Source organism: Brenneria sp. hezel4-2-4 (genome assembly GCF_013155275.1).
Classification (GTDB): domain Bacteria; phylum Pseudomonadota; class Gammaproteobacteria; order Enterobacterales; family Enterobacteriaceae; genus Brenneria.
On record NZ_JABJXS010000002.1, the window covers coordinates 67,449 to 90,536 of the forward strand.

General features: G+C 55.5%; 19 protein-coding genes. 18 read left to right on the plus strand and 1 reads right to left on the minus strand.

The window, feature by feature from the left end; translation table 11 throughout:
* Window positions 1-30: 30 nt before the first annotated feature.
* The 12 genes from nuoC to elaB all read left to right on the plus strand — a co-directional run bounded on the left by nuoC (window position 31) and on the right by elaB (window position 14,408).
* Window positions 31-1,830, plus strand: coding sequence for an NADH-quinone oxidoreductase subunit C/D (gene nuoC / locus HOY33_RS04350; protein WP_172288982.1), 1,800 nt, complete (start codon window positions 31-33; stop codon window positions 1,828-1,830).
* 2 nt (window positions 1,831-1,832) lie between these two features.
* Window positions 1,833-2,378, plus strand: coding sequence for an NADH-quinone oxidoreductase subunit NuoE (nuoE, locus tag HOY33_RS04355; RefSeq protein ID WP_172288984.1), 546 nt, complete (start codon window positions 1,833-1,835; stop codon window positions 2,376-2,378).
* Window positions 2,375-3,724 (plus strand): NADH-quinone oxidoreductase subunit NuoF, encoded by a 1,350-nt coding sequence (gene nuoF, locus HOY33_RS04360; protein WP_172288986.1) that lies wholly within the window; start codon window positions 2,375-2,377, stop codon window positions 3,722-3,724. Before nuoE ends, nuoF begins: the two co-directional genes overlap by 4 nt.
* Window positions 3,725-3,850: 126 nt before the next feature.
* Window positions 3,851-6,577, plus strand: coding sequence for an NADH-quinone oxidoreductase subunit NuoG (gene nuoG, locus HOY33_RS04365; protein ID WP_172288988.1), 2,727 nt, complete (start codon window positions 3,851-3,853; stop codon window positions 6,575-6,577).
* Window positions 6,574-7,551: an NADH-quinone oxidoreductase subunit NuoH gene (gene nuoH, locus HOY33_RS04370; RefSeq protein ID WP_172288990.1), complete on the plus strand. Its 978-nt coding sequence runs from the start codon at window positions 6,574-6,576 to the stop codon at window positions 7,549-7,551. The genes nuoG and nuoH overlap by 4 nt, the downstream gene beginning before the upstream one ends.
* A gap of 14 nt (window positions 7,552-7,565) precedes the next feature.
* On the plus strand, window positions 7,566-8,108 hold the full coding sequence (gene nuoI / locus HOY33_RS04375) for an NADH-quinone oxidoreductase subunit NuoI (RefSeq protein ID WP_172288992.1): 543 nt from the start codon (window positions 7,566-7,568) through the stop codon (window positions 8,106-8,108).
* Window positions 8,109-8,117: 9 nt separating this feature from the next.
* Entirely contained in the window at window positions 8,118-8,678 is a 561-nt protein-coding gene (nuoJ, locus tag HOY33_RS04380) for an NADH-quinone oxidoreductase subunit J (RefSeq protein WP_172288994.1), read from the plus strand.
* On the plus strand, window positions 8,675-8,977 hold the full coding sequence (gene nuoK / locus HOY33_RS04385; protein WP_172288996.1) for an NADH-quinone oxidoreductase subunit NuoK: 303 nt from the start codon (window positions 8,675-8,677) through the stop codon (window positions 8,975-8,977). The genes nuoJ and nuoK overlap by 4 nt, the downstream gene beginning before the upstream one ends.
* The gene (gene nuoL, locus HOY33_RS04390; RefSeq protein ID WP_172288998.1) at window positions 8,974-10,821 is read left to right on the plus strand and encodes an NADH-quinone oxidoreductase subunit L; all 1,848 of its coding nucleotides are present in this window, start codon (window positions 8,974-8,976) and stop codon (window positions 10,819-10,821) included. The genes nuoK and nuoL overlap by 4 nt, the downstream gene beginning before the upstream one ends.
* 95 nt (window positions 10,822-10,916) lie before the next feature.
* Complete coding sequence (nuoM, locus tag HOY33_RS04395) at window positions 10,917-12,452, plus strand: NADH-quinone oxidoreductase subunit M (protein WP_172289000.1); 1,536 nt, start codon at window positions 10,917-10,919, stop codon at window positions 12,450-12,452.
* Between the two features lie 6 nt (window positions 12,453-12,458).
* Entirely contained in the window at window positions 12,459-13,916 is a 1,458-nt protein-coding gene (nuoN, locus tag HOY33_RS04400) for an NADH-quinone oxidoreductase subunit NuoN (protein WP_172289002.1), read from the plus strand.
* Between the two features lie 180 nt (window positions 13,917-14,096).
* Complete coding sequence (gene elaB, locus HOY33_RS04405; protein WP_172289004.1) at window positions 14,097-14,408, plus strand: stress response protein ElaB; 312 nt, start codon at window positions 14,097-14,099, stop codon at window positions 14,406-14,408.
* 134 nt (window positions 14,409-14,542) lie between these two features.
* On the opposite strand, the gene HOY33_RS04410 is transcribed toward elaB, so the two are convergent.
* On the minus strand, window positions 14,543-15,073 hold the full coding sequence (locus HOY33_RS04410; protein ID WP_172289006.1) for a GNAT family N-acetyltransferase: 531 nt from the start codon (window positions 15,071-15,073) through the stop codon (window positions 14,543-14,545).
* 188 nt (window positions 15,074-15,261) lie between these two features.
* On the opposite strand from HOY33_RS04410, the gene HOY33_RS04415 reads away from it, so the two are divergent.
* The 6 genes from HOY33_RS04415 to HOY33_RS04440 all read left to right on the plus strand — a co-directional run bounded on the left by HOY33_RS04415 (window position 15,262) and on the right by HOY33_RS04440 (window position 23,064).
* Window positions 15,262-16,854: an ABC-F family ATPase gene (locus HOY33_RS04415; RefSeq protein WP_172289007.1), complete on the plus strand. Its 1,593-nt coding sequence runs from the start codon at window positions 15,262-15,264 to the stop codon at window positions 16,852-16,854.
* Between the two features lie 650 nt (window positions 16,855-17,504).
* The gene (gene hybO, locus HOY33_RS04420; protein ID WP_172289008.1) at window positions 17,505-18,653 is read left to right on the plus strand and encodes a hydrogenase 2 small subunit; all 1,149 of its coding nucleotides are present in this window, start codon (window positions 17,505-17,507) and stop codon (window positions 18,651-18,653) included.
* A 3-nt stretch (window positions 18,654-18,656) separates the two neighbouring features.
* Window positions 18,657-19,694: a hydrogenase 2 operon protein HybA gene (gene hybA, locus HOY33_RS04425; RefSeq protein WP_172289009.1), complete on the plus strand. Its 1,038-nt coding sequence runs from the start codon at window positions 18,657-18,659 to the stop codon at window positions 19,692-19,694.
* Entirely contained in the window at window positions 19,681-20,880 is a 1,200-nt protein-coding gene (gene hybB / locus HOY33_RS04430; protein WP_172289010.1) for a Ni/Fe-hydrogenase cytochrome b subunit, read from the plus strand. Before hybA ends, hybB begins: the two co-directional genes overlap by 14 nt.
* Window positions 20,858-22,564, plus strand: a complete 1,707-nt coding sequence (hybC, locus tag HOY33_RS04435; protein WP_172289011.1) for a hydrogenase 2 large subunit — start codon at window positions 20,858-20,860, stop codon at window positions 22,562-22,564. The genes hybB and hybC overlap by 23 nt, the downstream gene beginning before the upstream one ends.
* Window positions 22,564-23,064 (plus strand): HyaD/HybD family hydrogenase maturation endopeptidase, encoded by a 501-nt coding sequence (locus HOY33_RS04440; RefSeq protein ID WP_172289012.1) that lies wholly within the window; start codon window positions 22,564-22,566, stop codon window positions 23,062-23,064. Before hybC ends, HOY33_RS04440 begins: the two co-directional genes overlap by 1 nt.
* Window positions 23,065-23,088: the final 24 nt, after the last annotated feature.

The following is a 23,088-nucleotide window of genomic DNA, read 5'->3' on the forward strand; positions in this document are numbered from 1 at the left end:
AAATAGCACATTTAATGTGGTGACATATTTATGACAGATTTAACGACGCACGATCTCGCTCTGCCTGCCTGGCAAACTCGCGATCATCTTGATGATCCGGTCATTGGCGAACTGTGTAACCGTTTTGGACCAGACGCATTTACCGTACAGGCCACTCGCACGGGCGTTCCCGTGGTGTGGGTTAAGCGTGAGCAATTGTTGGAAGTTGTTTCTTTCCTGAAAAAACAGCCGAAGCCGTATGTGATGCTGTTTGATTTACACGGTATGGACGAACGTTTGCGTACCCATCGCGAAGGTTTGCCGGCCGCGGATTTCTCCGTTTTCTATCATCTGATATCCATTGAGCGCAATCGCGACATCATGCTGAAAGTCGCGCTGGTCGAAAGCGACATGCACTTGCCGACGATGACTAAACTGTTCCCTAATGCCAACTGGTATGAGCGGGAAACCTGGGAAATGTTCGGCATGACCTTTGACGGGCATCCGCATTTGACGCGCATCATGATGCCGCATACCTGGGAAGGTCATCCGCTGCGTAAAGACTACCCGGCCCGCGCCACCGAATTCGATCCTTTCGTGCTGACCAAGCAGAAAGAGGATTTGGAAATGGAGTCGTTGACTTTTAAGCCGGAAGACTGGGGCATGAAGCGCGGCACCGAAAATGAGGACTTCATGTTCCTCAACATGGGACCGAACCACCCGTCGTCACACGGCGCATTCCGCATCATTCTGCAACTGGATGGCGAAGAGGTGCTCGACTGTGTGCCGGATGTGGGTTATCACCATCGCGGCGCGGAAAAAATGGGTGAACGTCAGTCCTGGCACAGCTACATTCCCTACACCGATCGTATTGAATACCTGGGCGGCTGCGTCAATGAGATGCCGTATGTCCTGGCCGTTGAAAAGCTGGCGGGCATTGAGGTGCCGGATCGCGTTAAAACCATTCGCGTCATGCTGTCGGAACTGTTCCGCATCAATAGCCATCTGCTCTACATCAGCACCTTTATTCAGGACGTCGGGGCGATGACGCCGGTGTTCTTTGCTTTCACCGATCGTCAGAAAATTTACGATCTGGTTGAAGCCATCACCGGATTCCGTATGCATCCGGCGTGGTTCCGCATCGGCGGGGTGGCGCACGATCTGCCGCGCGGCTGGGAGCGCCTGCTGCGTGAATTCCTTGATTGGATGCCATCCCGTCTGGATACCTATGTCAAAGCCGCCTTGCAGAATACCATTCTGAAAGGCCGTACTCAGGGCGTTGCCGCCTACAATGCCAAAGAGGCATTGGAATGGGGCGTCACCGGAGCGGGTCTGCGCGCCACCGGTATTGATTTTGACGTGCGCAAACGCCGTCCGTATTCCGGTTATGAAAACTTCGATTTTGAAGTGCCGGTTGGCGACGGCATCAGCGACTGCTATAGCCGTGTGATGCTGAAAGTCGAAGAGTTGCGCCAGAGCCTGCGCATTTTGGAACAGTGTTTGAATAATATGCCGGAAGGGCCGTTCAAAGCGGACCACCCGCTGACCACGCCGCCGCCGAAAGAGCGCACGTTACAGCATATTGAAACCATGATTAACCATTTCCTTCAGGTTTCCTGGGGGCCGGTGATGCCAGCCAATGAATCGTTCCAGATGATCGAGGCGACCAAAGGCATCAACAGTTATTACCTGACCAGCGATGGCGGCACCATGAGCTATCGCACCCGTATTCGCACGCCGAGCTATCCGCATCTGCAACAGATCCCATCGGTAATCCGAGGATGTCTGGTATCTGACCTGATCGTTTACCTCGGCAGTATTGATTTTGTCATGTCAGATGTGGACCGCTAATTATGCACGATCATAACAACACTCACGATCATATCGACGCGGGTCAACCCGGCGCCGATTCACTGACGAAAGACACTGTTTTTGTGCTGAGCGACGCGGAGCGTGACGCGATCGAACACGAAAAACACCATTATGAGGATGCCCGCGCGGCATCTATCGAAGCGCTGAAAATCGTACAGAAGCAGCGTGGCTGGGTGCCGGATGGCGCCATCAAGGCGATTGCCGACGTGCTGGGTATCCCGGCCAGCGACGTTGAAGGCGTGGCGACATTTTACAGCCAGATTTTCCGTCAGCCGGTGGGGCGCCACATTATTCGCTATTGCGACAGCGTGGTGTGCCACATCAACGGCTACCAGGGCGTGCAGGCCGCGTTGGAGCGTAAGCTCAGCATCAAGCCTGGCCAGACAACCTTTGACGGACGCTTCACGTTACTGCCGACCTGCTGTCTGGGGAACTGCGACAAGGGGCCGTCGATGATGATTGACGACGATACCCACAGCCACGTGAAGCCTGAAGATATTGAATCGTTATTGGAGCAGTATCAATGAGTAAAAACATTGTGTTGACTGCTGAACAGCATCCGCTGACCTGGCGTTTACGTGACGATAAACAGCCCGTCTGGCTGGATGAGTACCGCAGTAAAAATGGTTATGTCGCCGCTCAAAAAACGTTAAGCGGCATGGCGCAGGATGAGGTGGTTTCCCTGGTTAAGGACGCCGGCCTGAAAGGGCGCGGCGGCGCGGGCTTTTCGACCGGGCTTAAGTGGAGCCTGATGCCGAAAGACGAAAGCATGAATATCCGTTATCTGCTGTGCAACGCGGATGAAATGGAGCCGGGAACCTATAAAGACCGTCTGTTGATGGAACAGCTTCCGCACCTGCTGGTGGAAGGGATGCTGATCAGCGCTTTCGCTCTGAAAGCCTATCGCGGTTACATCTTCCTACGTGGCGAGTATATCGAGGCGGCGGTGAATTTACGCCGCGCCATTGAAGAAGCGAAAGCCGCCGGATTGCTGGGTAAAAATATTTTAGGCAGCGGATTTGATTTCGAGCTGTTTGTGCATACCGGCGCGGGCCGCTATATCTGCGGCGAAGAAACGGCGCTGATTAACTCGCTGGAAGGCCGTCGCGCCAACCCGCGTTCGAAGCCGCCTTTTCCCGCGTCCGCGGGCGCCTGGGGCAAGCCGACCTGCGTCAATAACGTGGAAACGCTGTGCAACGTACCGGCCATCATTGAACACGGCGCGGCCTGGTATCAGGGGCTGTCCGCCGGTAAAAGCAAGGATGCCGGCACCAAGCTGATGGGTTTTTCCGGCCGGGTTAAAAATCCCGGGCTGTGGGAACTGCCGTTCGGCACCACGGCGCGCGAGATCCTGGAAGATTATGCCGGCGGGATGCGCGACGGGCTGAAGCTGAAAGCCTGGCAGCCGGGCGGCGCGGGCACGGACTTCCTGACGAACGATCATCTCGACCTGCCGATGGATTTCGAACACATCGCCAAAGCGGGCAGCCGTTTGGGCACCGCGCTGGCGATGGCCGTCGATCACGAAATCAATATGGTGTCGCTCACCCGCAATTTGGAAGAGTTTTTTGCTCGCGAATCCTGCGGCTGGTGCACCCCTTGCCGCGACGGCCTGCCGTGGAGCGTAAAACTGCTGCGCGCGCTGGAGCAGGGAGAAGGTCAACCGGGAGATATTGAAACGCTGGAGCAGCTTTGCCGTTTTCTGGGGCCGGGCAACACCTTCTGCGCTCATGCGCCGGGGGCGGTGGAACCGTTGCAAAGCGCGATTAAATACTTCCGGGAAGAGTTTGAAGCAGGTATTTCGCAACAGTATTTGGGCAACGTCAAAGCGATTGGCGGCATTCAGCCGAACCTGTTGAAAGAGCGCTGGTAAATCATCACCGGATAAGCGTGAGATGCAGCCAATGTATCCGCCGGGCGGCGCGAATAAGCCGTCCCTATAATAGAATTTTTGATTAGCGCCTGTGGCGACACAGGCCATTATGGAAGCATGCTGACTATGGCTACTATTCATGTAGACGGCAAAGAGTATGAAGTAAACGGAGCGAACAATCTTCTCGAAGCTTGCCTGTCTCTGGGACTTGATATTCCTTATTTTTGCTGGCACCCGGCGCTGGGCAGCGTTGGATCCTGCCGCCTGTGCGCGGTAAAGCAATACCAAAACGCGGAGGATACCCGCGGTCGTCTGGTGATGTCCTGTATGACACCGGCCGCCGAGGGGACGTTTATCGCGATTGAGGACGACGAGGCGAAGCTATTCCGTAAAACGATAGTTGAGTTTCTGATGACCAATCACCCACACGACTGCCCGGTGTGTGAGGAAGGCGGAAACTGTCACTTGCAGGATATGACGGTAATGACGGGGCATAATTTCCGTCGCTATCGTTTTACCAAACGTACCCACCGCAATCAGGATCTCGGGCCGTTCATTTCCCACGAAATGAACCGCTGTATCGCCTGTTACCGCTGCGTTCGCTACTACAAAGATTACGCGGACGGCGCCGACCTCGGTGTTTACGGCGCGCACGACAATGTCTATTTCGGCCGCCCGGAAGATGGCACGTTGGAAAGCGAATTCTCCGGTAATCTGGTGGAAGTCTGTCCTACCGGCGTATTTACCGACAAAACGCATTCCGAGCGTTACAACCGTAAATGGGATATGCAGTTTGCGCCAAGCATCTGCCAGCAGTGCAGCGTCGGCTGCAACACCAGCCCCGGCGAGCGCTATGGCGAGTTGCGTCGTATTGAAAACCGCTTCAACGGCAGCGTAAACCACTACTTCCTGTGCGACCGCGGCCGTTTTGGTTACGGTTACGTCAATCTGAAAGATCGTCCCAAACAGCCGCTTCAGCGGCGTGGCGATGACTGGATCGCGCTGAATGCCGATCAGGCGTTGCAAGGGGCGGCCGATGTGCTGCGTCAGGCTAAGAAAACCATTGGTATTGGTTCGCCGCGCGCCAGCATCGAAAGTAACTTTGCGCTGCGTGAACTGGTCGGGGCGGAAAACTTTTATACCGGCATCGCCCATGACGAACAAAACCGTCTGCAACTGATGCTGAAGGTTTTGCGCGAGGGCGGCATACATACGCCCGCGCTGCGTGAGATAGAACGTTACGATGCCGTGCTGGTGCTGGGTGAAGACCTGACCCAAACCGGCGCCCGTATCGCGCTGGCCGTACGCCAGGCCGTGAAAGGCAAAGCGCGTGAAATGGCCGCCGCGCAGAAAGTGGCGGACTGGCAGATCGCCGCCATCATGAATATCGGTCAGCATGCCAAGCACCCGCTGTTCGTCACCAACGTCGATAACACCCGTCTGGATGATATCGCCGCCTGGAATTATCGTGCGCCGGTCGCCGATCAGGCCCGCCTTGGTTTTGCCATTGCCCATGCGTTGGATGAAAACGCGCCTGCCGTAGCGGATTTGGCACCCGGTCTGGATCAGAAAGTGGATATCATCGTTCAGGCGCTGGCCGGAGCGAAGAAACCGCTGATTATCTCCGGCACCAATGCCGGCAGCAGCGATATCATCGCGGCGGCCGCCAACGTAGCGAAAGCGCTTAAGACGCGCGGCTCCGATGTGGGGATCACCTTTGTCGCTTCCGCCGCCAACAGCATCGGGCTGTCGATGATCGGCGGCGGTTCGCTGGATGAGGCGCTGGCGCAGTTGGAAAACGGCGACGCCGACAGCGTGGTGGTGTTGGAAAACGATCTCTATCGTCATGCGCCCGCCGCGCGTATCGATGCCGCGCTGGAGAAAGCCAATAACCTGATTGTGCTGGATCATCAGCGCACCCGCATCATGGATAAGGCCAGCCTTATTTTGTCATCGGCAAGTTTCGCCGAAAGCGACGGTACGTTGATCAACCAGGAAGGCCGCGCTCAGCGTTTCTTCCAGGTGTACGATCCCACTTACTATGACAATAAGGTGGTGATGCTGGAAAGCTGGCGCTGGCTGCACTCCCTGTTTATTACCTACAACAGTCGCCAGGTTGACTGGACGTTGCTCGATCATGTGATTGATGCCTGCGTCGTTGCGTTGCCGCAACTGTCGGCGATCAAGCAGGCCGCGCCGGATGCTTCATTCCGCATCCGCGGGCAAAAGCTGGCCCGCTCGCCGAACCGCTCCAGCGGACGTACCGCGATGCGCGCCAATATCAGCGTGCATGAACCGCGTCAGCCGCAGGATAAAGACACCATGTTCGCCTTCTCAATGGAAGGGAACAACAGCCCGACGGCCGATCGTCAGCAGATCCCCTTTGCCTGGGCGCCAGGCTGGAACTCGCCGCAGGCGTGGAACAAGTTCCAGGATGAGGTCGGCGGCCATCTGCGCCACGGCGATCCGGGGATGCGCATGATTGAAGCCGGCGAAAACACGCTGGATTATTTCGTGGATATCCCGGCCGCGTTTACCGCCCAGTCAGGCAACTGGCGTGTCGCCCCTTACTATCACTTGTTCGGCAGCGATGAGATGTCGCAACGCTCGGCGGTGATTCAAAGCCGCATGCCGGAACCGTATGTGATGGTCAATCCGGCCGATGCGGCCGCGTTGGGGGTTAATCCGGGAGCGCTGATCGAACTGAGCTGTGGCGGTCAGACGCTGCGTCTGCCGCTGCGCTTGAGCGACGGGCTGAGTCAGGGACAGGTTGGTCTACCGTTAGGTTTGCCGGGCATCGCGCCGGTGCTGGCGGGCGCAACCGTTGAGAATCTGCGGGAGGCTGCACAATGAGTTGGTTAACACCGGATCTCCTGGAGATACTGAGTTCTGTCGGCAAGGCGGTCGTTATCCTGTTGGTCGTCGTGACCTGCGGGGCATTTATGAGTATGGGCGAGCGTAAGCTGTTGGGGTTGTTCCAGGGGCGTTACGGGCCGAACCGGGTAGGTTGGGGCGGTTCGTTGCAGCTTGTCGCCGACATGATCAAAATGTTCTTCAAAGAAGACTGGGTGCCGAAGTTTACTGACAAAGTGATTTTCACTCTGGCGCCGATGATCGCGTTCACCTCATTGTTGCTGGCCTTTGCCATTGTGCCCGTCACGCCGACCTGGGGTGTGTCGGACCTGAATATCGGTCTGCTGTTTTTCCTGATGATGGCGGGGCTGGCGGTTTATGCGGTGCTGTTTGCCGGCTGGGCGAGCAACAACAAATATTCACTGCTGGGGGCGGTGCGCGCCTCCGCCCAGACGCTGAGCTATGAAGTGTTTCTCGGGTTGTCGCTGATGGGGGTCGTCGCTCAGGCCGGCTCCTTTAATATGCGCGACATTGTGGATTCTCAGGAACATTTGTGGAACGTGATCCCGCAATTCTTCGGTTTCATCACCTTTGCCATTGCCGGCGTGGCCGTGTGTCACCGGCATCCGTTCGACCAGCCTGAAGCAGAGCAGGAACTGGCGGACGGTTACCACATTGAATATTCCGGTATGAAATTCGGGTTGTTCTTCGTGGGGGAATATATCGGCATCGTCACCGTTTCCGCGCTGATCGTCACCCTGTTCTTTGGGGGCTGGCATGGCCCGTTGCTGCCGCCATTCATCTGGTTTGCGCTGAAAACGGCCTTCTTCATGATGATGTTTATTCTGATCCGCGCCGCGCTGCCGCGTCCGCGTTATGACCAGGTGATGGCGTTCGGCTGGAAAGTGTGTCTGCCGATAACCTTACTGAACCTGCTGGCGACTGCCGCGGTCATTTTGTACAACGCTCAATAAGGGGTGAATAAACCATGACATTAAAAGATTTAGTGGTTGGTTTCGGCACCCAGGTACGCAGTATCTGTATGGTGGGGTCGAACGCTTTTAAAAAGCGCGAAACCAAAATGTATCCTGAAGAGCCGGTGAACCCGCCGCCGCGCTATCGCGGACGCATCGTGCTGACGCGCGATCCGGACGGCGCGGAGCGTTGCGTGGCCTGCAATCTGTGTGCGGTGGCTTGTCCGGTCGGCTGCATCTCCTTGCAGAAAGCAGAGACCAAAGATGGTCGTTGGTATCCCGAATTTTTCCGTATCAACTTCTCGCGTTGCATTTTCTGTGGTTTCTGCGAAGAGGCTTGCCCGACCACGGCGATTCAGTTGACGCCCGATTTTGAAATGGGGGATTACAAACGTCAGGATCTGGTTTACGAAAAAGAAGATCTGCTGATCTCGGGGCCGGGTAAGTATCCGGAATACAACTTCTACCGGATGGCCGGCATGGCGATCGATGGGAAAGATAAAGGCGAAGCCGAAAACGAAGCCAAACCCATTAACGTCAAAGGTCTATTGCCCTAAGGAGCTAGCATGGAATTCGCTTTTTATCTTGCAGGTTTGGTGGCGGTGGTGGCGACGTTGCGCGTCATCACCCACACCAACCCTGTGCATGCGTTGTTATACCTGATTGTCTCCCTGTTGGCCGTCGCCTGCGTATTTTTCTCGCTGGGGGCTTACTTTGCCGGCGCGCTGGAGATCATCGTCTACGCCGGCGCCATTATGGTGCTGTTCGTGTTCGTGGTGATGATGCTCAACCTCGGCAATTCCGTGGTCGAGCAGGAACGGGCATGGCTTAAACCCGGCGTCTGGATTGGCCCGGGGCTGTTGTCGCTGGCTTTGCTGGCGGCGCTCGTCAAGGGGATCTTCAGCCTGGGCGAGCAGGGCATCACCGGGGACATGGTGGACGCCAAGTCGGTGGGGATCAGTCTGTTCGGCCCTTACGTTCTCGCCGTTGAGTTAGCTTCAATGCTGTTGTTGGCCGGTCTGGTCGTCGCTTTCCATGTCGGTCGTGAAGACAAGCGGGGAGAGGGGGTCAGCAAAGAAACCGCGAACCAGGATGTTGATAATAAAATAACAGGGGAACGCGCATGATTCCGTTACAACATGGCTTGCTGTTAGCCGCTATTTTGTTCGTTTTGGGGCTGACCGGGCTGCTTATTCGCCGCAACTTGCTGTTTATGTTGATAAGTCTTGAAATTATGATCAATGCCGCCGCGCTGGCGTTTGTGGTGGCGGGCAGCTACTGGCAGCAGCCGGACGGTCAGGTGATGTATATTCTGGCGATTACGCTGGCGGCGGCTGAAGCCAGCATTGGCCTGGCGCTGCTGTTGCAGTTGTATCGTCGTCGTCAGACCCTGAATATTGATACAGTCAGTGAGATGCGCGGATGAACTTACTCTATTTAACCATACTATTCCCGCTGCTTGGCTTCCTGCTGCTGGCATTTTCCCGCGGCCGCTGGTCGGAGAATACGTCGGCGACGGTCGGCGTAGGCGCCATCGGTCTGGCGGCGTTGGTGACCGCCTGGGTGGCGGTCGATTTTCTCGGTCAGCAGCATACTGGCGTGAGCGTGTTTAACCAGCATCTGTGGACATGGATGGCGGTCGGCAACTTTGATATCAGCGTAACGCTGACCCTTGACGGCCTGTCCGTCACCATGCTGTCCGTCGTCACCGGGGTTGGTTTCTTCATTCACCTGTTTGCCTCCTGGTATATGCGCGGTGAAGAGGGATATTCGCGTTTCTTTGCCTATACCAACCTGTTTATCGCCAGCATGGTGGTGCTCGTTCTGGCCGATAACCTGTTGTTGATGTATCTCGGCTGGGAAGGGGTGGGGCTGTGCAGCTACCTGCTGATTGGCTTCTACTATACCAATCCGAAAAACGGCGCGGCGGCCATGAAGGCTTTTGTGGTCACCCGCGTGGGGGATGTGTTTCTGGCCTTTGCGCTGTTCATCCTTTACAACGAATTAGGCACATTAAACTTCCGCGAACTGATGGTGCTGGCGCCGCAGCAATTGGCGGAAGGCTCGCCAGCGATTACCTGGGCGACCCTGATGCTGCTGGGCGGCGCGGTCGGTAAGTCCGCTCAGTTGCCGCTGCAAACCTGGCTGGCGGATGCGATGGCCGGCCCGACGCCGGTATCCGCGCTGATCCATGCGGCCACCATGGTGACCGCGGGGGTCTATCTGATCGCCCGAACCCACGGCCTGTTCCTGATGGCGCCGGAAATATTGCATCTGGTGGGGATTATCGGTGCGGTGACGCTGGTACTGGCGGGATTCGCCGCGCTGGTTCAGACGGATATCAAACGTGTTCTGGCCTACTCGACCATGAGTCAGATTGGCTATATGTTCCTGGCGCTGGGCGTTCAGGCATGGGATGCGGCGATTTTCCATCTGATGACCCATGCGTTTTTCAAAGCGCTGCTGTTCCTCTCTTCCGGTTCGGTCATTTTGGCCTGTCATCACGAGCAGAATATTTTCAAAATGGGCGGTCTGCGTAAGACGATCCCGCTGGTGTATGTCTGCTTCCTGGTCGGGGGCGCGGCGCTGGCCGCGCTGCCGCTGATTACCGCCGGCTTCTTCAGTAAAGACGAGATCCTGGCCGGCGCCTGGGCCAACGGCCACATCAATTTGATGCTGGCGGGCCTGGCCGGCGCCTTTATGACCTCGCTGTATACCTTCCGTATGATCTTCATCGTGTTCCATGGCGAAGCGAAGACCAAAGCACATGCGGGTAAGGGGATTGCCCATCATTTGCCGCTTATCGTGCTTATGGTGCTGTCCACCTTTATCGGCGCGATGATTGTTCCGCCTTTACACGGTGTGCTGCCGGAGACGACGGCGCTGGAGCACAGTCGGATGATCACGCTGGAGGTTGCTTCAGGCGTGGTCGCCATTGCCGGTATTTTACTGGCCGCCGTGCTGTGGTTGGGAAAACGGCAGTGGGTGAGCAGTATCGCGCAAAGCGCGCCGGGGCGTTTCTTCTCGACCTGGTGGTTCCATGCCTGGGGTTTCGACTGGCTGTACAACAAGGTTTTCGTCAGGCCCTATCTGGCCATCGCCAAGCTGTTGCAGCGTGACCCGCTGGATGCGCTGATGGGCATTCCGGCGGTGATTATCCGCTGGAGTAATCGCGGGCTGGCGGTCAGTGAAAATGGTCAGGTGCGCTGGTACGCCGCTTCCATGGGGTTGGGCGCGGTGATGGTGCTGGCGTTGTTATTGCTGGTTTAATACGCCCCGGAACATAGAAGGGCAGGGCATTCCTGGTGTGAATGCCCGCCACGGCAAGTTTTCAGATTTCTTTAATTTTAGGGACACAAAGCGCCATGCTATTACCTTGGCTAATTCTTATCCCCTTTATCGGCGGTCTGCTGTGCTGGCAGTTCGAGCGCTTTAGTACGAAAGTGCCGCGCTGGATCGCGTTGATTGCGATGGGGCTGACTCTGGTGCTATCTCTGCAACTGTGGTTGCAAGGTGGTTATTCTCTGGCAATACCCAATGGCCTGCCGAACTGGCAGTCCGAGTTCAATGTTCCGTGGATCCCGCGCTTTGGCATCGCCATCCATCTTGCTCTGGATGGCCTGTCGATTCTGATGGTGGTGTTGACGGGATTGCTCGGGGTGCTGGCGATCCTTTGCTCATGGAATGAAATTCACCGCTATCAGGGTTTTTTCCACCTGAATCTGTTGTGGATCCTGGGGGCGGTGATCGGGGTATTCGTCGCTATCGATATGTTCCTGTTCTTCTTCTTCTGGGAGATGATGCTGGTGCCGATGTACTTCCTAATCGCACTGTGGGGACATAAAGGCTCCGACGGCAAAACCCGTATTACGGCCGCAACCAAGTTTTTCATCTATACCCAGGCCAGCGGTCTGGTGATGTTGATTGCCATTCTGGCGCTGGTGTTTGTGCACTATAAGGCGACCGGGATTTGGACTTTCAACTATGAAGAGCTGCTGAATACGCCAATGTCCCGTGGCGTCGAATATCTGCTAATGCTTGGCTTCTTTATCGCCTTCGCGGTAAAAATGCCGGTGGTGCCGTTGCACGGTTGGCTGCCGGACGCCCATAGTCAGGCGCCGACGGCAGGTTCCGTCGACCTGGCGGGCATTCTGCTGAAAACCGCCGCTTACGGCCTGTTGCGCTTTAGTCTGCCGCTGTTTCCGAATGCTTCCCATGAATTTGCGCCTATCGCCATGTGGCTCGGGGTGATCGGTATCTTCTACGGCGCCTGGATGGCGTTTAATCAGACGGATATCAAGCGCTTAATCGCCTATACCTCGGTTTCGCATATGGGTTTTGTGATGATCGCCATTTACTCCGGCAGCCAATTGGCCTACCAGGGGGCGGTTATCCAGATGATTGCGCACGGTCTGTCCGCCGCGGGTCTGTTTATTCTGTGCGGCCAACTGTATGAGCGATTGCATACCCGCGATATGCGTCAAATGGGAGGGCTGTGGGCGCGGATGAAATATCTGCCGGCGCTTTCGCTGTTCTTTGCCGTCGCGACATTGGGGATGCCGGGAACCGGTAACTTTGTCGGTGAATTTATGATTCTGTTCGGCAGCTATCAGGTTGTGCCGATGATTACGGTGATCTCGACGTTCGGGCTGGTGTTTGCTTCGGTTTATTCGCTGATCATGATGCAGCGAGCCTATTATGGCGCCCCCCGATCGGAACAGCCGTTGCAGAGTATGTCGCTGCGTGAGTTGTCCATCGTTATGCTGCTGGTAGTGCTGTTGGTGTTATTAGGGGTGTTCCCGCAACCGATTCTGGATACCTCCAGCGCTGCGATGTCAAATATTCAGCAGTGGTTTATGTCGTCTGCTCCGGATTCAATACTTTCAACAACAAGGCCGTAATTCGCCATGACAATAACTCTTCAACAACTAATCGCGCTGTCGCCGCTGTTGATCGTCGGATTGACGGTAGTGGTTGTGATGCTGTGCATTGCGTGGCGACGCAACCATTTTGTCAACGCAACACTGACGGTTATCGGCCTGAACATTGCGCTGCTGTCGCTGTACTTTGTAGGCCAGGTAGGGCCGACGGACGTCACGCCGCTGCTGCGGGTTGATGGTTTTTCCATGTTTTATACCGCGCTGGTTTTATTGGCCAGTCTGGCGACCAGCACTTTCGCCTATCCGTGGCTGGAAGGTTTTCCGGATAACCGCGATGAGTTCTATTTGCTGGTGCTGATCGCCGCCCTGGGCGGCATCTTGCTGGCAAGCGCCAACCACCTTGCGGCGCTGTTCATCGGTATTGAATTGATTTCACTGCCGCTGTTCGGGCTGGTCAGCTATGCTTTCCGTCAGAAACGCTCGCTGGAAGCCGGTATCAAGTACATGCTGCTATCGGCCGCCGCCTCTTCCTTTCTGCTGTTCGGTATGGCGCTGGTCTATGCCGATTCGGGTAATCTGAGCTTCTCCAGCCTGGGACAAAGCCTGAGCGATCTTCGCATCCATGAACCGCTGTTGCTGGTGGGGTTGGGGATGATGGTCGTCGGCGTGGGCTTTAAGCTGTCGCTGGTGCCGTTCCAACTGTGGACGCCGGATGTGTATCAGGGCGCGCCGGCGCCGGTGTCGACGTTTCTGGCTACCGCCAGCAAGATCGCCATTTTTGGCGCGGTCATGCGGTTGTTCCTCTATGCGCCGATGGTGGATAGCGATGCGGTCAGAACGGTGCTTGGCTTTATTGCGGTGGCGTCCATCCTGTTTGGCAACGTGATGGCGGTATCGCAAAGTAATATCAAGCGCTTGCTGGGGTACTCGTCCATAGCCCACCTGGGTTATCTGCTGGTTGCGCTGATTGCGGTGCAAAGCCACCAACTGGCGTTGGAAACCGTCGGCGTTTATCTGGTGGGGTATCTGTTCAGCAGCCTCGGCGCCTTTGGCGTGGTCAGCCTGATGTCCAGTCCGTACAGCGGCCCGGATGCCGACTCGCTGTTCTCCTACCGTGGTTTGTTCTGGCATAAGCCGATTTTGTCGGCGGTCATGACGGTGATGATGCTGTCGCTGGCCGGTATCCCGATGACGCTGGGCTTCTTCGGTAAGTTCTATGTGCTGGCCGTCGGCGTCAATGCCGAACTTTGGTGGTTGACCGGCGCGGTGGTTTTAGGTAGCGCCATCGGTCTCTACTACTATCTGCGGGTGATGGTCAGCCTGTATCTGAGTGCGCCGCAGGTGCTGAATCGCGATACGCCGAGCAACTGGGCCTTAACGGCCGGCGGCGTGGTGGTGCTGATTTCAGCCATCGCGGTGCTGATCCTGGGTGTTTATCCACAGCCGCTGATTTCATTGGTTCAACTGGCGCAGCCAATGATGTAGTCAATAGGTTGGATTACGCTTGAAAAACGCCGCTGATGAGAGTCAGCGGCGTTTTTTTATCCGCCATGCGCGATAAACCGCGCTTTTAGGAATGATCCGGGCTGATGAGCCGTTGCTGCCGCGCAGAATTGTCTATAGTTAATCAGACAATCCATTTTTCATTAAGAAAGGGCGCATTTTATGGCAGTAGAAAAAAAACAACCTGACGAGATTCGTATCGACGATGATCTGAAGCTCTTATCTGAAACGCTGGATGAGGTTTTACGCTACTCTGGCGATCAGGCTGACAAGGCCTATGTTGATCTGAAGAAAAACGCGGAGAAAGCCTTGCTTGAGGTCAAAGCGAGAATTGGCGCAAACAACAGTTACTATGCCAAAGCCAAACACGTCGCCGATAAGGCGGATGTCTACGTACATGACAAACCCTGGCATGGTATCGGCATCGGTACGACGCTTGGGCTGGTGCTGGGTCTGTTGTTAGCCAAACGATAGACGTACGGGAATTGGCGGATAGCCTGATCCCTGCATTTTTATCCCCGGCGTCTGGTTTGCCGGACGCCGGGGGTTTATGCGTGTACTGAGCGGAAAACCTGAGTTTCTTGCAACGATAAGCAAGCGCGACGAAATCAGAGCTGATAATGATAAATATTCTGATCGATACAGCGATCGCCTAGTTTCTCTCCTCCTTTTGCCTGCTGATAAAAACGGAATCCCAGCCGTTGCGCCAGCGCATTGCTGCGCGCGTTTTCCACTGACGCTTTTATGACGCACCGGTTGACGATCCCGGCGCGCATATAGCCCTGTATCAGGGTACTGACGGATTGAGAAACGATACCTTTGCCTTCAAACCGTTCAGCAATCCAGTAACCGATTTCCCCCACTTCGTCCCTTATGCTATTAAATGAGACGACGCCGGCGATGACGCCTTGCCAGCGAATGATATAGACCGCGGCGGTGCCGGCCGCAAACGCCTCCCGGTTAGTTTTTATGGCGCCGAGAGTGTCGTCGGGATGTTTTACCGAATCCGGCCAGGGTAAGGTACGGCGCAGGCGCGGTTTTTCTTGCTGAACCAGCGCAAACAGCGCGGCCGTATCGTTTTCATCCTGTATGCGTAAATGCAGATGTGGATGATGATGTAATTCATAAAGCGTTTCCATATAGGCTCCTTATCTGGATTAACTCCGTTGCTTAGCGTCGCGTATAACCATAAGCAATCTTCTCCTGTGGCGGGGAATAACCCCGCCATGACCGTAATTGATTAAATATTGCTCAAAACTAACCGCGATTATGAGGCGCGCTTGTGGCATAATGCGCGCCAAATCACATTCTGACTTGAGTAAGTGCTGTGTTAAGTACCAACAATATCACCATGCAGTTCGGCAGCAAGCCGTTGTTTGAGAACATTTCGGTTAAATTCGGCGGCGGCAACCGTTACGGGTTGATTGGCGCAAATGGCTGCGGCAAATCAACGTTCATGAAAATACTTGGCAACGATCTGGCGCCGAGTTCCGGTAACGTTTTTCTCGATCCGAATGAGCGTCTGGGTAAATTGCGTCAGGATCAGTTCGCTTTTGAAAAATACAGCGTGCTGGATACCGTCATCATGGGTCATGCCGAACTGTGGGCGGTAAAAGAAGAACGCGACCGCATCTATGCGCTGGCTGAAATGAGTGAAGCGGATGGCTACAAAGTTGCCGATCTGGAAGTGCAATACGGTGAGATGGATGGTTACAGCGCCGAAGCGCGCGCGGGTGAGCTGTTGCTGGGCGTCGGCATTCCAGTGGAACAGCACTACGGCCCGATGAGCGAAGTGGCCCCCGGCTGGAAGCTGCGTGTGCTGCTGGCGCAGGCGCTGTTTGCCGATCCGGATATTCTGCTGCTCGATGAACCGACCAACAACCTGGATATCGACACCATTCGCTGGCTGGAGCAGGTGCTGAACGAGCGTAACAGCACCATGATCATTATTTCCCATGACCGTCACTTTCTGAATATGGTGTGTACACATATGGCGGATCTGGACTACGGCGAACTGCGAATTTATCCCGGCAACTATGATGACTATATGACGGCGGCCACGCAGGCGCGCGAGCGTCTGCTGGCGGATAACGCCAAGAAGAAAGCGCAAATTTCCGAATTGCAGTCTTTCGTCAGCCGCTTCAGCGCCAATGCGTCCAAATCTAAACAGGCGACATCTCGCGCCCGCCAGATTGATAAAATCCAGTTGGAAGAGGTAAAAGCCTCCAGCCGTCAGAATCCATTTATTCGCTTTGAACAGGATAAGAAGCTGTTCCGCAATGCGTTGGAAGTGGAGGCGCTGGCGAAAGGGTTTGATAATGGCCCGCTGTTCAGCAAGCTGAATCTGATGGTGGAAGTAGGTGAGAAGGTCGCCATTTTAGGAACCAACGGCATCGGTAAATCGACGCTGTTGAAAACCCTGGTGGGCGATATTCAGCCGGACGGCGGTACGGTTAAATGGTCCGAAAACGCCAAAATCGGATACTACGCGCAGGATCATGAATACGAGTTTGATGATTCTCTGACCGTGTTCGAGTGGATGAGCCAGTGGAAGCAGGAGCGAGACGACGAGCAGGCGGTGCGCAGCGTGCTGGGGCGTCTGCTGTTCAGTCAGGACGACATCAAGAAGAAAGTCAAAGTGTTGTCCGGTGGCGAGAAGGGCCGGATGCTGTTTGGCAAACTGATGATGCAGCGTCCCAACATCCTGATTATGGATGAGCCGACCAACCACCTGGATATGGAATCGATTGAATCGCTGAATATGGCGCTGGAAATGTATGAAGGAACGCTGCTATTCGTCTCTCATGACCGCGAGTTCGTCAGTTCTCTGGCAACCCGCGTTCTGGAAATGACGCCGAATAAAGTGATTGATTTTACCGGAAACTATGAGGATTACCTGCGCAGTCAGGGTATTCAGTAACCGGTTTTCAAAACATTATTTCCTGCTCAGGGCAGCTCGGCGAAGGCCGTTGCTGCCTTTTTTATTTTTTCCGCCGATAGCCGATCACTATCCTTGCTATAAATGAAATTCATCCCGAGAAACGCTTTGCTACAAAATAACATAGCCGATATTTATTCTTTGCTCTGAATATCGAGGGATAATATATTTCATTTTTCTTTTTTCGAAAAAAACTAACCGGATACATGGTTTTTAAACTAAAAAATCTAAAGTAATTATTTTGAGTGGTATGAGCAATAGAAGCAAATGATGATTTGCTACATTAATGAATCAACTTGCATAAATAATGATATGAGTATTTTTTATTTTTAATTTCAATATATTAACATATATAAATAATGTGGTTATGTCTGGTGATTAATCGTTTTAGCTCAGAGGTAAATTATCATTGCAATAATATGTAGCGGTTGTTGCGATTATTTCTCATCTAAACAATGCCATTGCGGTTTTAAATGGATTCATTGCGCATAAAGTCACAGTTATAACAGAAATAAGAAGTCTATTGTCCCGGCGATTGATGAAGATCAAGTCTGTTAAATTAAATTTCTCATTACCATAACCATACACATATTGTGTGTTCCTCCGTTTGAGTTACAGGAGAATAATAAAAAATGAGTGGGGAAAATTTAATGCTTTCCCATCACGGCGTTAATCGCCGTGATTTTATGAAGTTATGTGCGGCACTTGCGGCATCAATGGGATTGGCGGATTCCGCCGTGGCGGAGATTGCCCGGTCGATGGGTTCCACACAACGTCCGCCGGTTATCTGGATTGGCGCGCAGGAATGTACCGGATGTACGGAGTCCCTGCTGCGGGCAACGCATCCAACCATTGAGAACCTGCTGTTAAACACCATCTCGCTGGAATATCACGAAGTGCTCTCTGCGGCTTTTGGCGAACAGGCCGAAGAGAACAAGCATCGCGCCATTGAGCAATATAAAGGGAAATTCGTACTGGTTGTCGATGGGTCGATACCCATTAAAGACGGCGGCATCTACTGTATGGTGGCCGGCAAACCGATCGTGGAGCATATCCGCGAAACGGCCGAACATGCCGCCGCCATTATCGCCATCGGTTCGTGCTCGGCCTGGGGCGGCGTCCCGGCGGCGGGCAGCAACCCGACCGGCGCGGTGAGCTTGCAGGATGTATTACCGGGGAAAACGGTGATTAATATCCCTGGCTGTCCGCCGAATCCGCACAATTTTCTCGCCACCGTCGCTCACATCATCACCTATCAACGTCCGCCCGCGCTGGATAGTCAGGGCCGGCCGACGTTCGCCTATGGCCGACTGATCCACGAAAACTGCGAGCGTCGTCCGCATTTTGACGCCGGGCGTTTTGCGAAAGAGTTTGGCGATGAGGGGCATCGTCAGGGCTGGTGTCTCTACCATCTGGGCTGTAAAGGGCCTGAAACCTATGGCAACTGCCCGACGCTGGAGTTTTGCGACGTCGGCGGCGGCATCTGGCCGGTGGGCATCGGGCACCCCTGCTACGGCTGTAATGAGAAAGGCATCGGGTTTACCAAGGGCATCTTCCAACTGGCCAACGTGGAAAATCCGACGCCACGGGTGGAAAAACCGGCGATCCATAGCCCGGAAGGCGGACAGATATCCACGACGGCAGTGGGGTTGATTAGCGGGGTACTCGGCGTGGTTGGCGGCGTCAGCCTGATGACGGTACGCGAACTGGGGCGTCAGAAAAAACCGTCTCCACAAAAACCGAGTCAGCAGGACGCTGGAAACGCATCCCGGGAGGATTAAGCCGTGAACAGACGCAATTTTTTCAAGCTGGCCTCTGCCGGCGCGTTGCTGGCCGGCACCCCGTTGGCCGGACGTGCCGCGGCCGTCAACAAACCGCCGATCCCCGGCTCGCTGGGAATGCTTTACGATTCTACGCTGTGCGTCGGCTGTCAGGCGTGCGTCAGCGAATGCCAGCAGCTCAATAAGCTGGCCTATAAGCCGGACAGCAAGATTTACGCCGGCGGCGACGCCACCTGGTCCAACAACGACAAGCTAAGCCCCTACACCAACAATATCATTCAGGTGTGGAGCGCCGGCGACGGCAAAAACAAGGATCAGGTCGATAACGGCTATGCCTATATCAAGAAGCAGTGCATGCACTGCGTCGATCCCAACTGCGTATCGGTTTGTCCGGTTTCGGCGCTGAAGAAAGATCCCAAAACCGGCGTGGTCCACTATGACGCCGACATCTGCACCGGCTGTCGTTATTGCATGGTGGCCTGTCCGTTCAACATTCCCAAATACGATTACGAGAACCCGTTTGGCAAGCTGCATAAATGCGAGTTGTGCAATCAGCCGGGGCTGGAACGATTAGACAAAGGCGGCCTGCCGGGCTGCGTTGACGTCTGCCCTACCGGGGCGGTGATTTTCGGTACTCGCGAAGAGCTGTTGTCTGAAGCGAAACATCGTTTGTCGTTGCAGGCCGGCGATGAATATCGCTATCCGCGTCAGACGCTGGCGAAAAAGGATACCTATCTCCACACCGTGCCGAAATACGATCGCCACGTTTATGGCGAGAAGGAAGCGGGCGGTACGCAGGTTCTGGTGCTGGCGGGCGTACCTTATCAGAACCTGGATCTGCCGGAGTTGGCCGAACTGTCCACCGGCGCGCGCTCCGAGCATATTCAGCATACGTTGTATAAAGGCATGGTGCTGCCGCTGGCGGTGTTGGCGGGTTTGTCGGTGCTGGTGCATCGAAATACCCGGGCCGACCGGTTGGATCATGACGACACCCACGCGGATACGAACCGGAAACAGGAGGACGATCATGACGGCGCATAAAGCGAGTCCACTCGGCGGGCGGCTGGTCAGTTGGCCGATCATGTTGCTGGCGCCGTTCATCGTGCTATGCGCGGTGCTGATCGTAAAACGTCTGGTGTTCGGCATCGGTGACGTCGCCGCGCTCAACGGCGGTTATCCCTGGGGGATCTGGATCGCGTTCGACCTGCTGGTGGGCACCGGTTTCGCCTGCGGCGGCTGGGCGTTGGCCTGGGCGGTTTACGTCTTTAATCGCGGGGAATACCATCCGCTGGTTCGTCCGGCGCTGTTGGCCAGCCTGTTCGGCTATTCGCTCGGCGGGCTGTCGATCACCATTGACGTCGGGCGTTACTGGAATCTGCCGTACTTTTTTATTCCGGGCTTTTTTAATACCTCGTCGGTGCTGTTTGAGACCGCGGTGTGTATGACGATCTACATCGGCGTGATGGCGCTGGAGTTTGCGCCGGTGGTGTGCGAGCGCATGGGCTGGAAAGTGTCGCTCAAGCGATTAAATAAAGTGATGTTCTTTATTATCGCGCTGGGCGCGCTGCTGCCGACCATGCACCAGTCGTCGATGGGATCGCTGATGATTTCCGCCGGATATAAAGTGCATCCGCTGTGGCAGAGCTATGAGCTGTTGCCGTTATTCTCGCTGCTGACCGCTTTCATCATGGGTTTTTCGATCGTGATGTTTGAAGGTTCGCTGGTGCAGGCCGGGCTAAAAGGGCGCGGGCCGGATGAAAAGCGCCTGTTCGCCCGTCTGACGCAAATCATTCAGGTACTGCTGCTGCTGTTTATCGTGCTGCGCTTTGGCGAAATCATCTGGCACGACAAAACGGGCTATCTGCTGCGCGGCGATCGCTATGCCATTACCTTCTGGTGCGAGGCGGCGCTGATGATTTTCCCGCTGGCGATGTACCGCTTCAAACGCTGCCGCGATGACGCGCGTCTGCTGTTTGTCGGCGCGCTGAGCCTGTTGTTCGGCGCCGCGCTGTGGCGGCTGAGCTATTCCCTGCTGGCGTTCAATCCCGGCGGTGGCTATCACTATTTCCCGGCCGCATCGGAAGTGCTGATCTCCATCGGGTTTGTGGCGATTGAAGTCTGCGCATACATCTGGTTAATCCGGCTGCTGCCGGTACTTCCCGCGCTGGAAGGCGTTCATAAGAATTATCAGGCCGAGGTAAAACATGAGCCAACGCATCACCATTGATCCTATTACCCGCATTGAGGGACATCTGCGCATCGATTGCGAAATTGAACAGGGGAAAGTCACCAAAGCCTGGTCGTCCGGCACCATGTGGCGCGGGATGGAAGAGATTGTTAAAGGTCAGGATCCGCGCGACGCCTGGATGATTGTGCAACGTATCTGCGGCGTGTGCACCACGGTGCATGCCATCGCTTCCGTTCGGGCGGTTGAGAATGCCTTGCAACTGAATGTTCCGGTGAATGCGCAGTATATCCGTAACCTGATCCTGGCGGCGCACAGCATCCATGATCATATCGTTCACTTCTACCAGCTCTCCGCGCTGGACTGGGTTGACGTCACCTCCGCGCTGAAAGCCGATCCGCAACGGGCGGAAGCCTTGCTGAAAGGGCTGTCCGACTGGCCTTTGAACAATGCGGCGGAATTTACCCGGGTGCAACAGAAGCTGAAAGACCTGGTTGCCAGCGGCCAATTGGGCATTTTCGCCAACGGTTATTGGGGGCACCCGGCCATGGCCCTGCCGCCGGAAGTCAATCTGATTGCGGTTGCGCACTACCTACAAGCGCTGGAGTGTCAGCGCGATGCCAACCGTATCGTGGCGATTCTCGGCGGCAAGACGCCGCATATCCAGAATCTGGCGGTAGGGGGCGTCGCCAACCCGATTAATCTGGATGCGCCCAGCGTGCTGAATCTTGAACGCCTGATGTATGTGAAGTCGTTTATCGATCGTCTGAGCGACTTTATCGAGCAGGTTTACAAAGTGGATTGCGCGGTGATTGCCGCGCACTATCCCGACTGGCTGAGTCTGGGCAAAGGCGCCGATCACTATCTCAGCGTCCCTGAGCTGCCGACCGATAATCAGGGCGGTAGCTTCCTGCTGGCGGGCGGCTACCTGGAAAACGGCGATTTTGCCAACTATCGCCCGATTACCAGCCATAGCGACGCCTTCCTGATTGATGGCATTAAGGAAAGCGGCAAACACGCCTGGTATCAGGATGATGAACCGCTGGCGCCGTGGGAAGGGTTGACGCGTCCGAACTATACTGGTTGGCAGGATGAGGGCAAATATTCCTGGGTGAAGGCGCCGACCTTCTACGGCAAAACCGTTGAGGTAGGGCCGCTGGCGTGGCTGCTGTGTAGCCTGGCGGCGAAGCATAAAGATACCGAAGCGCACTACGCGCAGGTTGGGGCGGCCTACCACAAATTGACCGGTCAGACGCTGGAAGTCGCGCATCTGCACTCCACGCTGGGCCGGGTGATTGGCCGCACGGTGCACTGCTGCGTGCTGAAAGATACGCTGGCGCAGCAATGGCAGGCGCTGGTGACCAACATCGGCGCCGGCGACCATCAAACCTTTATCAAGCCCGATCTGTCGCCGGATACCGAGTTTCGCGGCGTCGGTTTTGGTGAAATGCCGCGCGGCATGCTGTCGCACTGGATCGTATTCAAAAACGGCAAAATCACCAACTATCAGGCGGTGGTGCCGTCAACCTGGACTTCCGGGCCGCGTAATTTCGACGGCGTCCCCGGCCCTTACGAGCAGTCGCTGGTCGGCACGCCGATAGCCGATCCGCATAAGCCGCTGGAAGTGGTGCGCACCATCCACTCGTTTGATCCATGCATGTCCTGCGCGGTGCATATTGTGGATACGGTGAGCGGTAGCGAAGTGACCCGGGTCAAGGTGCTGTGATGAACATACTGGTGCTGGGGATTGGTAATCTGCTGCTGAGCGATGAAGCCGTCGGCGTGCGCATGGTGGAAGCGTTAGCGCGGTGCTACACGTTTTCCCCGCAGATAGACATCCTCGACGGCGGCACATCCGGGATGGAGTTGATGGATGCGATGGCCGGGCGCGATCATCTGATCGTGGCCGACGCTGTGCTGACCGGGCAGGCGCCGGGTAGCGTAGTGGTGCTGCGCGATAGCGAAGTGCCCGCCTTGTTCACCCGTAAGATTTCCCCGCACCAGTTGGGTTTATCGGATGTGCTGATGGCGTTGCAACTGACGGGCGAATTCCCGCGCCGGCTAACGCTGGTGGGGGTTGAACCCGCGTCGCTGGCGGTGCGTATCGGCCTGTCGGAAACGATAACGCAGGCGCTGGAGCCGGCGTTGCAGCAGGTGATTATCGCCTTGCGGCAAAGCGGCGTCACCGTCAGCGAACGTAAGCGATGCGAGGTTTATGGTGAGTAATCAACCTGACGTCCGCGATTTAAA